The sequence below is a fragment of the Bacillus sp. jun7 genome (genome assembly GCF_051034795.1).
Taxonomy (GTDB): Bacteria; Bacillota; Bacilli; order Bacillales; family Bacillaceae; genus Bacillus; species Bacillus velezensis.
The window spans coordinates 2,198,640-2,210,000 of sequence record NZ_CP093219.1; the positions used below are offsets into that span (position 1 = coordinate 2,198,640).

The 11,361-nt window shown below is 46.7% G+C and carries 8 protein-coding genes and 2 pseudogenes (1 of these 10 cut by a window edge); 5 read left to right on the forward strand and 5 right to left on the reverse strand.

The features are described 5' to 3' along the window. Positions 1-116: 116 nt before the first annotated feature. The 5 genes and pseudogenes from btr (at position 117) to MJQ52_RS10520 (ending at position 5,546) form a co-directional block, all read left to right on the forward strand. Positions 117-1,712: a bacillibactin transport transcriptional regulator Btr gene (gene btr / locus MJQ52_RS10500; RefSeq protein WP_094247292.1), complete on the forward strand. Its 1,596-nt coding sequence runs from the start codon at positions 117-119 to the stop codon at positions 1,710-1,712. A gap of 87 nt (positions 1,713-1,799) precedes the next feature. Further along, a pseudogene (locus MJQ52_RS10505) lies at positions 1,800-2,757 on the forward strand (ABC transporter substrate-binding protein). 19 nt (positions 2,758-2,776) lie between these two features. Then, entirely contained in the window at positions 2,777-3,784 is a 1,008-nt protein-coding gene (locus tag MJQ52_RS10510) for a FecCD family ABC transporter permease (protein ID WP_007609051.1), read from the forward strand. 1 nt (position 3,785) lies between these two features. Beyond that, positions 3,786-4,797: pseudogene (gene feuC / locus MJQ52_RS10515) on the forward strand (iron ABC transporter permease FeuC). Next, the gene (locus MJQ52_RS10520; RefSeq protein WP_094247294.1) at positions 4,794-5,546 is read left to right on the forward strand and encodes an alpha/beta hydrolase; all 753 of its coding nucleotides are present in this window, start codon (positions 4,794-4,796) and stop codon (positions 5,544-5,546) included. Before feuC ends, MJQ52_RS10520 begins: the two are co-directional and overlap by 4 nt. Here the strand turns inward: MJQ52_RS10520 and MJQ52_RS10525 are convergent. From MJQ52_RS10525 to MJQ52_RS10545, 5 genes are all read right to left on the reverse strand, one after another. Next, positions 5,535-6,476, reverse strand: coding sequence for a bile acid:sodium symporter family protein (locus MJQ52_RS10525; protein WP_094247904.1), 942 nt, complete (start codon positions 6,474-6,476; stop codon positions 5,535-5,537). The two genes, MJQ52_RS10520 and MJQ52_RS10525, sit on opposite strands and share 12 nt — an antisense overlap. A gap of 150 nt (positions 6,477-6,626) precedes the next feature. Continuing rightward, positions 6,627-8,060, reverse strand: coding sequence for a SulP family inorganic anion transporter (locus tag MJQ52_RS10530; RefSeq protein WP_094247295.1), 1,434 nt, complete (start codon positions 8,058-8,060; stop codon positions 6,627-6,629). Between the two features lie 231 nt (positions 8,061-8,291). Further along, on the reverse strand, positions 8,292-9,338 hold the full coding sequence (locus tag MJQ52_RS10535) for a zinc-dependent alcohol dehydrogenase (RefSeq protein WP_003156784.1): 1,047 nt from the start codon (positions 9,336-9,338) through the stop codon (positions 8,292-8,294). Next, the gene (locus MJQ52_RS10540) at positions 9,313-10,263 is read right to left on the reverse strand and encodes an inositol monophosphatase family protein (RefSeq protein WP_094247296.1); all 951 of its coding nucleotides are present in this window, start codon (positions 10,261-10,263) and stop codon (positions 9,313-9,315) included. Before MJQ52_RS10540 ends, MJQ52_RS10535 begins: the two co-directional genes overlap by 26 nt. Then, on the reverse strand, positions 10,260-11,361 hold the 3' portion of the coding sequence (locus MJQ52_RS10545; protein WP_039252950.1) for an aspartate aminotransferase family protein. Its footprint extends 167 nt past the window's final position; the window shows 1,102 of its 1,269 coding nt (coding positions 168-1,269); its start codon lies beyond the right edge, outside the window; the stop codon is at positions 10,260-10,262. Before MJQ52_RS10545 ends, MJQ52_RS10540 begins: the two co-directional genes overlap by 4 nt.

Genomic DNA, 11,361 nt, shown 5'->3' on the forward strand with positions numbered 1-11,361 from the left:
AACATTTTGTCGCATTTCACATTTCCGCTTTTTATAGGAAAACATTCATTTATTTGGTACAATTCAATTGATAACAGTTATCATTTAAATGAATGTTTCCTAAAAGGTGGTTTCTCATGAAAAACACATTATTCTTTCAGCCCATTGATATCATCTCCGTAAAAAAAACAGCCGACCTTCTGTCAGAGCATCAGCTCACTGATTCCCCCGTATTGATCTTTCATGTGAAAGGCGAGGGACAAATTGATATCGGCACAGACAGCTTTCCGCTGCAGAAGGAAACGCTCTACATCTGTCCTTGTGATGAGACATTCAATATTGCCCCTATATCGTCAGGCGGCATCCATTTGTATATCGTCAGACTCCGTGTTTTCTCCTATTCCTCAGATGATGAAGCGATGCTTCCGGATAACGGGGAAGACATCTTCCACGGACTTCAGCAAATGAATTTACAAACGGTTGATCATTTGACAAGCCGGCTCCAATCACTTTCTGAAAACGTGCGATCGGCGGATGGATTGCAGAAAATGAAATATACAGCCGACTTTCAGCAGCTGATGTACGACCTCTATGCCGCAAAAGTATGCCATCAAAATAATACGAAAGCGGCGATCGAACAGACAAAACAATTCATACATGCTCAGTCCGACACAAAAATCACGCTCACCCAGCTCGCTCATATGGCGGGAATCAGTCCCAAGCATTACAGTGAAACCTTTAAAAAACTATACGGGCAGAGCGTAACTGAATATATCACAGACATCCGCATAACCAATGCGAAAAAACTGATGGCCAAGGCAAGCTGCAAACTGCGGGAAATCGCTCATCAAATCGGCTACCAGGACGAATTTTATTTCAGCCGCATCTTTAAAAAACATACCGGCAGCTCACCTACAAGCTATATGAAAAAAAGACGAACAAAAATGGCTGCGTACGGAAAAGAAACGATGGGGCATCTGATTCCTCTGCATCACGTGCCTTACGCTGCGGCGCTGCACCCGAAATGGACGGCCTATTATTACAAACAATTCTCTTCCGATATTCCGGTTCACCTGAGCGCTTACCGCTATAATGCAAATTGGGAAGAAAACCTGCACACGCTGTCTCAAGCTGCCCCGGACATCATTTTCAGTCTCGATTCTGTCAGTGAAGAAGAAAAACAGCGCCTGAATGACATCACTGAAGTTTTTTATCTTCCGGCTCAAGAGAATTGGAGAGACCAGTTTCTTCGCACAGCCGCATATCTGAATGAAGAGCAGGAAGCGCGGCACTGGCTTAAAACTTATCAAAGTCTCGCCCATTCAGCGAAAGATGCTCTTAAACACGTGCGGCACCAGCGATTCTTATTTGTCCGTGTATATAAAGAAAATATGTACATCGCCCATAACAACAGTATTGAGGAAGTCTTCTTCGGTGATTTAGACTTTGCCTCCGCAAAACCGGCATCTTTTGCTCCTGACGAAAAGATTTCCTTGGAAATGCTGGCGGATTGCCAGGCTGACTGCATCATGCTTTTCACTTGTAAAGAACCGGAAACGCTTCGCTATTTTCAGCGGATTCAGCAGACCGGGATATGGCAGAACCTTAGTGCCGTCAGCAATAAACGCGTGTTTCCCATTTCATCTGACCCGTGGATTGAATATTCTCCAAGCGGACATCAGCGGATGATCGAGCAAAGCATTTCCATTTTATCCGAAGATCGTCCATGGTAATGCCGGAAATTATCCATGGTCTTATCCCTATTCATTCTCTATAATTCCAATTGATAATAGTTATCAATTGAACAGGAGGAACAATAGATGAAGAAATTGGCATTCGCTTTCATGATTTTGCTTTTGGCTTTCACGGCCGCGGCTTGCGGAAGCTTAGAAACATCTGATACAGCAAGTAAAGGAAAGGACGCTTCTTCAGATAAAAAGAAAATCGAATATCTCGGAAAAACATATGAAGTCAAAGCGCCGACTGACAAAATCGCCATTACAGGCAGCGTAGAATCAATGGAAGACGCCAAATTGCTTGACGTTCATCCGGCAGGAGCAATTTCTTTCTCCGGCAAATTCCCGGAACTGTTTAAAGATATTACAGATAAATCCGTATCAACGGGAGAAAAAATGCAGCCGAATATGGAAAAAATTCTTGAGCTGCAGCCGGACGTCATTCTGGCATCAACCAAATTCCCGGAAAAAACGTTGAAAAAATTGAGCGGCACCGCTGAAACCATCCCTGTCTCTCATATCTCATCAAACTGGAAAGAAAACATGATGCTGCTCGCCCAGCTTACAGATAAAGAGAAAAAAGCGAAAAAAAATCATCGCAGATTACGAACAGGACCTGAAAAAGACAAAAACAAAGATCAACAGCAAAGCGAAACAGTCAAACGCGCTGGTCATCAGAATCAGACAAGGCAATATCTATATTTATCCTGAACAAGTTTATTTCAACTCCACGCTTTACGGTGATTTAGGCCTGAAGGCGCCGGACGAAGTCAAAGCGGCGAAAGCGCAGGAACTGATCTCTCTTGAAAAATTAAGCGAAATGAACCCTGACCATATCTTCGTACAATTTTCTGATGACGAAAACGCAGATAAGCCGGACGCTTTGAAAGACTTAGAGAAAAATCCGATCTGGAAGAGCCTGAAGGCAGTCAAAAAAGACCATGTATACGTCAATACGATTGATCCATTAGCCCAAGGCGGAACCGCGTGGAGTAAAATCAGCTTCTTACAGGTTGCGGCTGACAAATTGACTCAAGACTAATAAAGAGTAGGTTTTTCACATGTATGCAAAACGGCGGACACACATTATTATCATTGCTTCACCGATTGCCATTGTTCTGTCACTGCTGCTTTCCGTTTTATACGGTGCAAAGCAGCTTGACTTCCATACCGTGTTCTCCGCATTGCTGCACTTTAATCCGGAGAATACCGACCATCAGATCATATGGCATTCAAGAATCCCGAGGGCTGCCGGCGCTATGTTTATCGGCGCCGCCCTTGCTGTTTCCGGAGCGCTCATGCAGGGAATCACACGGAACTATCTGGCCTCGCCTTCGATCATGGGTGTGTCGGACGGCTCCGCTTTTATCATCACCCTTTGCATGGTATTGCTCCCTCAATCGACATCCATTGAAATGATCATATACTCGTTTATCGGTTCCGCATTCGGCGCGGCTCTTGTTTTCGGGCTGGCCTCCATTCTTCCCGGCGGTTTTACCCCTGTGCAGCTTGCCATTATCGGAACGGTAACCAGTATGCTTCTCAGCAGTCTGTCGGCTGCGCTTTCGATTTATTTTCAAATTTCGCAGGATCTCAGTTTTTGGTACAGTGCGAGACTGCATCAAATGAACCCTGATTTTTTGAAACTGGCCGTCCCATTTTTTGCGATCGGAATCATCACGGCCATGATTCTCAGCAAAAAGGTCACTGCCGTATCATTAGGAGACGACATTTCAAAAAGTCTGGGACAGCAGAAAAGAACCATCAAACTCATGGCGATGGCAGCCGTTGTCATATTGACCGGAAGCTCGGTGGCGCTCGCCGGAAAAATTGCCTTTGTCGGTTTGGTCGTTCCGCACATCACACGTTTTCTCGTCGGATCGGACTACAGCAGGCTGATCCCATGCGCGTGCATCATCGGCGGCGTCTTCCTGACCCTTTGCGATCTTGCCAGCCGATTCATCAATTACCCGTTTGAGACGCCTATTGAAGTAGTTACTTCTATCATCGGTGTTCCTTTCTTTCTTTATTTGATTAAAAGAAAAGGAGGGGATCAGCGTGGTGCGTAAAATGGCCGGAATTTATATCATTCTGATTGCTCTCATATTGCTCGTAAGCTATTTCAGCATGACAAGCGGTTCTTTTTCCGCAAAGCCGGGTGAACTGCTCAGTACGCTTTTCCGCATCCATCCGAATCCGCAATATGACATTTTGCTGTTTCAGCTGAGGCTGCCGCGCATAGTCATGGCTGCTGCCATCGGACTCGGATTGGGGATAGCCGGAGCCGTTATTCAGGCCATTACCAAAAACGGTCTTGCCGATCCCGGTATTTTGGGCATTAATGCAGGAGCCGGAGCGGGAATCGTCACGTTTATGCTTCTGTTTCAGGGACAATCTGAAGCGACGGCACTTGCCTCTGCGATGGGTATGCCTGTCTTCGGCCTCATCGGAGGATTGATGGCAGCCGTGCTGATCTATATTTTCGCCTGGCACCGGGGGCATCTGGAATCGGGCAGAATTATTCTCGTCGGGATCGCCATGAATTCCGGATTCAGCGCGCTGTCTTTATTTCTTTCATTAAAAATGGACCCGCAGGATTATGAGATGGCGATGGTTTGGAAAAACGGCAGCATCTGGTCGGCAAACTGGATGACCATTACGGCAATCCTTCCGTGGCTGATCTTGTTCATTCCTCTTCTTATGGCGAAAACGTCATTGCTGGATACCATTCGTTTCGATGAGGACACGGTGAAAAGCCTCGGTGTTTCAACCAATAAAGAAAAAAACCATTTTACTCATTGCCTGCATCGCTTTGATCAGCGCATGTGTAACCGCAGCGGGCAGCATGGCATTTGTCGGACTGATCGCGCCCCATATTTCCCGCAGGCTCGCCGGCATTGAGCACAGATACTCATTACCGGTCAGCGGACTGGTCGGTATGCTCCTCGTCATATCCGCCGACTTTGCGGGCAAATTGTTCTTTCAGCCTTCAGAAGTGCCGGCGGGAATTATTCTTGCGATTCTCGGCGTTCCTTATTTCTTTTTTCTTCTGTTTAAGCAAAAGAAGGGGCTGGACGCATGAGAGGCACCCTTACAGAACACCGGATAAACGGAAGGGAATGCACTGTGTATCTTCCTCCGTCCTATTCGGTTCAAACGGGGGCTTTACCCTGTGTGTACGTACTTGACGGAGGGACTTTGTTTTTAGAACAGATAGATAAGCTTGAATTCCAATTTGCAGACGGAACACTTTCCGAATTGATTTTCATCGGCATCAAACCGGCTGACAGACTCGATGAGTACACACCGTGGCCCGCGCCTTCCCTGAGCCCTGCGTTTCATGATTTCGGCGGCAAAGGGAGGCTCTTTCTTGAGGAGCTGACAAATGTCATCATTCCAACTGTTGAAGATATGCATCACATTTCTGCACATTCGGAAACGAGAGGACTGATCGGCGCGTCATTAGGCGGACTGTTTTCGATATACGCGATGCTGCAAAAGCCTGAAATATTCGGCAGAATCGGCTGTATTTCCGGTTCCTTCTGGTATGAAAAATCAGCAGATTATGTCCGCTCCGCACCTTTGCGGCCGGCACGGCGGCGTATCTATATGTCTGTCGGCAGCCGTGAAGCAGAGCAAAAATGTAACATCCAAAACACCATGATCGGACAAAATAAAGGCGTGTACAAAAGCCTGAGCCAAAAAGGCTTTTCTCAATCTCAGCTCTCATTTACGATCGAAGAGGGTGCCGTGCACCATCAAGAAGCGTTCAAACGACAATTCAATTCAGCACTAAGCTGGCTGTACGGAAAAAACCGCTCACGTAGCTGAGCGGTTTTTTTCATACTTGATCACGACCGGCTTAAGTTCAAAGCGTCTCAGCAAATAGCCGAACAAAGCGGCAAGGATTTGCTGAAAGAGCATCCCGATGACGACCGGAACCGCCACTTGAGACGGAAAAAAAGACACGGCGAGAACAGCTCCGGCGCTGATATTGCGCATGCCCCCCGTATAAATCAGAGACACGATTTCATCCTGGCTCCGCTTCATCAGTCTTCCGATCAGCCAAGCCACGGCATAACCCGTCATGGCAATAAAAAATACCATGCCAGCGATGCCCGCAAATTTGATATCCACATGCGTGACATACGGCGCGATTTCCGAACTGTTAATGGCAATGACAATCATCAGACAGATTTTTGAAAAAGGAGACAATGACCGGCTTATCGCCTGAGTCCTTACCGGCGGGGAAAACTGGTTGACCATCATCCCTGCGATGGACGGAATCACCACCATCTCCGCCAGCCCTTTCATCATGCCCCACACATCCATCTGAACATTCGCCCCGGCCAGGACAGACAGGCTTAACGGTACGATAAAAGGAGAAAGTACGGTATCAACCAGGATAATAGACAGCGTCAATCCGACATTTCCCTTATACATCGCAGCCCAAATCAAACTCGTAATTCCGGTCGGGATCACCACACCCATAATCAGCCCCGTCACAGTTAAAGGGTCACCGCTGAAAATCAGATGGCCGCTTCCCCATGCAAAAACAGGCATGAAAATATGCAGAACAAACAATGCCATGATCATCGGGAGCGGCTTCTCGATACTGCGCTTCAGCGATTGAAAATTGGCACTCAGACTGCCCGTAAATGTAATAAATGCAAATATCCACGGCACAGCGCCGGCCATCCAGCTGATATGCTGAGATAACAGCACACCCGCCGCCACACTTGACGGAGTCAAAAGCGGCATGATTCTCCCCAACACTTGGTTCAACTTCTGAAGCCACATCATATGCAAGTCTCCTATATACGGTTTTCAAGTCTCATTCATTATAACAATGCACACCGGCAAATTTAACCGAAAAAAAGCCCGGATATATTCATCCGGACTTCACAAATTCTATGCCATTTGCTTCATTAAATCTCGGCTTTTCTGATTTAATCCCTTTAATTCAGCCTCAATTCCGTATTCTTTACATTTGGCGACAATCTTCTCAAGAGCCGCCGCTCCCGAATCATCCCACACATGGGCATCGGTCAAATCGATGATAATCCGTTTCACGTCTTCATCATAAACGATGGCATTCATCAGTTCAGACACGGAAGCAAAAAAGATTTGTCCCGTGACCTTATAAGTTCTGACATCTTTCTGTTCGGAATGTGACACAATCTTCAGCTTAGAAATTTTCGCCGTAAAAAAGATTGCACTTAGCAGCACACCCGCGAAAACACCCTTCGATAAATCATTTGTCAGAACGACTGTCACGACGGTAATCACCATAACGATCGAATCAGTAAGGGGCGCTTTCCGCAAACCTTTAATCGATGACCAGTCAAACGTGCCGATGGACACCATAACCATCACGGCCACGAGCGCAGCCATCGGAATTTTCACGACGATACCGCTTAATACGGCAATTAAAAACATTAAAAACGCTCCGGCCGTAAAAGCCGACAACCGGCCGCGACCTCCGGCTTTCGTATTAATGACAGACTGGCCGATCATGGCGCATCCGGCCATGCCTCCGAAAAATCCGTTCACAATATTGGCGATGCCTTGTCCGCGGCTTTCTTTGTTCTTATCACTATCCGTATCCGTCATTTCATCAATGATCTGGGCCGTCAGCAATGACTCAAGCAATCCGACGAATGCCAGCGCCAGTGAATACGGGAAAATAATCCGCAATGTCTCAAACGTCCACGGAACATCCGGTATCAAGAAATGCGGAAGTGAACTTGTAATCCCGCCCATATCACCGACCGTGCGGACATCCGCATGGAAGACCACCGCAATGATCGTCATGACAAGAATCGCCACCAGCGGAGACGGCACAGCCGTCGTAACCTTCGGCAAAAGATATATGATAGCCAGTGATCCGGCAAGCATGGCGTACATGACCCATGAAGCTCCTTTGAACTGCGGCAGCTGCGCAGAAAAAATCAAGATCGCCAAAGCATTCACAAATCCGATCATGACCGAACGCGGAATAAATTTCATCAATTTCGCTATCTTACTGACACCAAGAATAAATTGAATAATACCTGTCAAAATGGTTGCCGCAAACAAATACTGCAGCCCGTAACCAGCCACCAATGTCACCATGACAACCGCCATTGAACCCGTAGCGGCTGAAATCATTCCCGGTCTGCCGCCGAAGATAGAAATAATAATCGCGATACAAAATGATGCATAAAGCCCGACCATCGGATCGACACCTGCAATAATTGAAAATCCGATCGCCTCAGGGATCAGGGCGAGAGCAACCAGAATACCGGCCAGAATGTCTTTACGGACATTCCCGAACCATTGCTGCTGTAACGTATAATCTTTCAAATGATAACGACTCCTTTTTACTATAAAAATCCGCACCCTATCAGTTGGAAACATTGATTTTCATCTGGGGAATATGAGGCAAGCTTGCGGGGAAAAAGGGGACACGCTCAGAGTATAATGTCGTTGAGGAAAGGAATGGTTAACAAAGAGTATCATATTAAACTTTAAAGAAATGTGCAAGACCGTATAAATAAGAAAAGAAAACGGCTCTCACTGGAGCCGTTTCCGCTTTTATAAAAGTTCCGGATCAGACACAAGAATCGTTTTTATTGCGCTGATATCCTTTCTTTCTTTTGTCACCGGGTCGATGCCCATGAGATGATCAATGGCTTCTTCATAATTCTTCAGTTCCGTCTTTTCCGTAATAAAATCATAGAGCTGCGGAAGGTCGGACGCGCATGCTAACGCAGCCTCCATGATCTGACGGGCTTCACCTGTGCCCACAATCGTTACGCCGTTTGACAGCAGCTGGTACGGCCTGACTGTCATCTCATACGTATCATCAAAGCCCATCGGCACGATTCTGCCTCCCTTTTCAATAAAAGGATAAGCCCAATCAAGCTGATTGCCGATCGCGTCAAAAATTACATCAAATTTTCTTCCTTGATTAATCCGTTTCACTTCATCCACGGTTAATGCTTCAGGGTGGTAGACATAATCCGATATCCGGCTCGCCGCCTCGCTTCGGAAACTGCCTATTTCAGTCGCAACCGTCAACCGCGCCAGTTTTTTCACCATCATTTGCACAAGCAGTCCGATCGGTCCGGACCCCAAAACCAAGACCGAGTCCTCCGGCTGAATCGAAGCTTTGTCCACAACATTCAGCACACAGGAGAGAGGCTCAACCAATGTGGCCCGCTCCCATTCCATTGAATCGGGAATTCTATACATGAACCTGTCTTCTCCGACGTAATATTCCGCAAACGTTCCGTGCGCCCCGATTCCGAGCTGCCAATCCTCGAAGGTTTCGCAATAACACGTCAGCCCTCTCCGGCAATAATGACATTTCCCGCAAAACTGCGTAGGATCTATCACGACGCGGTCTCCGACTTTTACATTTGTCACGTCCGGTCCGATTTCCACGACCGCTCCCACCGATTCATGCCCCATAATCATATGATGGGTTGCATTCATTTTTCCTTTCAGCACATTTAAATCCGTTCCGCAGATACCGGTGCCGAAAATTTTCACTTTCACATCATTGGATTTCCGAATTTGAGGCTCGTCCACCTCTTGATATTCAAGCTTATCATTAGGAGTCCAGACCAACGCCTTCATATTTCTCTTCCTTTCTGCCCCAGCGGATTTGGTCTAACAATGTTTGATGAAGCTCCTTCGTTGATGCCGCAATACATGATTGCTGGTTCTGATAACTTAAATCTGTCAGAAGCGTTTCGTCCAAAGACCGGCCGTATGCATCCGTAATGACCACTCCCGCTTTCTTCGCCAAAAAGACGCTTGCGGCAATATCATAAGGAAACAAATGCAGCACCTGTCCGTTCCCGACCTGCTGAAAATCTGAAAGCAGCTTCGGATCATCTTTCAGCAGACGATTGCCGATATCCACATAAGCATCCATCTGCCCCGTGATAATTCGTGAAATCGAATAAGAAGCGCTGTTGAAAACAAAAACCCCGCCATTATTGGCCGATTGGTCAATCAGATGGCCGTATGCGTCCGTCATCAGCTGCGCCGGATGCCCGTTAAATTCAAGGCTCCAAAACATATTTTTAATATCCCGCACTCCGCTCAAATTGGGCAATTCTCCATGATACCCCTCAAAATGAATGGCATCGCTGTATATATCACCGTACATATAAGCGCCCGATTTCAATTCAAGCAAAAAAGCAAATTCGATATCCTTAATCTTTGCGTTTGGCTTATATGAAGCAAGCGCAATCGAAATACACGACATTTCAAGCCCTGCGGCGGCCGGGCGCGTTCCGTCTATCGGATCTACAATTAAAATATATTGCGGATCTTCTCCAATCAGCTTCTGGCCGCCATCCTCCGTGTAAAAAGCAACCGGATGGCCCTTTTCTTGAATATAATCCAGCACCGCCTCCTCAGCAGCGGCGTCTATGTTAAATTGGGCGTCGCCTCCCGGAGAATAGCCGTTTACGAGCCGGTTTTTCAGCGTGCCTTTTTGATTTTTCACCTTATGATAAACAAATTGTCCAAGCTCAATGATATAGTCTCTCACTTGATTTCCTCCAATAGCTTGCGAAGTCTGTAGCAGAGCACTTCGGCTTCACTAAGTGTAATGGTTAAAGGCGGACGGATTTTAAATACATTTCCGAACCCGTAACGGGATGTCCGGAGAATCAGCCCGTAATCCATCGCCCGTTTTGCAATATAATTGGTCAGCTCCACATCCGGTTCATTGTTCTCTTTAACAATCTCCACACCGATCATAAGACCGACGCCTCTTACCTCAGAAATAAAAGCGAACTCCTCTTTCATCGTTTCTAAGCGATCCATAATATAATGACCGACCGTCGTTACATTTTCCAAAAATCCCGGACGCTGCATGATATCTATGGTTTTACACGCGGCAGCGGCGGCCATCACATTTGAGCCGTACGTGAAGGAGTGCGTATACCCCGGAAGCCCGGTATACTTGTCCTCCGTCAGAGTGGCGGCGACTTGGAAGCCTGTGCCCCCGAGCCCTTTTGCTACCGTCATCATATTAGGTTTCACATCGAAGTGGTCCGCGGCAAACATTTTGCCCGTCCGTCCGAACCCGGTCTGAATTTCATCAAAAATCAGGGCGATATCGTGTTCATCACAAAGCTGTCTCAGCTGTTTAAAATACTCTTTAGGCGGAACGACGTTTCCACCGTTGCCGGATATCGGTTCAATAATCATGGCGGCAATTTTTCCATTGCTCGCATACTCAATAAAATCATTAATTCTTTCTACACACAGCATACCGCATGAATCAGGTTTCTGATTATAAAAACAGCGGCTGCAATACGGATCGGGGACTTGAAGGCCAAAAGAAATTTGCGGCGGGAAAGGTTCTTTTCTGAATGAGTTGCCGGACAAAGCGGAAGTCATATACGTTTGTCCGAGGTGGCTTCGAAATAAGGAGATGACATCGGTTTTTCCGGAGTAATACTGAGCCATTTTAATAGCTCCTTCATTTGCACCGGAACCGCTGCTGACTTTAGGGTGTACTTTTGTGAGATTATCGGGGGCGATTTCTACTAGTTTTTCTGCCAGTTTATTTACGGCGTCTGTTTGAAAAGATGATGTCACATGGATCAGCTTATCGGCTTGTTCTTTAACCGTATCAATG

Bases quoted from the DNA above. Each gene is read 5' to 3' on its own strand.
- btr (WP_094247292.1), top strand. From the start codon at position 117: ATGAAAAACACATTATTCTTTCAGCCCATTGATATCATCTCCGTAAAA.
- MJQ52_RS10510 (WP_007609051.1), top strand. From the start codon at position 2,777: ATGTATGCAAAACGGCGGACACACATTATTATCATTGCTTCACCGATT.
- MJQ52_RS10520 (WP_094247294.1), top strand. From the start codon at position 4,794: ATGAGAGGCACCCTTACAGAACACCGGATAAACGGAAGGGAATGCACT.
- MJQ52_RS10525 (WP_094247904.1), bottom strand. From the start codon at position 6,476: ATGCCGCTTTTGACTCCGTCAAGTGTGGCGGCGGGTGTGCTGTTATCT.
- MJQ52_RS10535 (WP_003156784.1), bottom strand. From the start codon at position 9,338: ATGAAGGCGTTGGTCTGGACTCCTAATGATAAGCTTGAATATCAAGAG.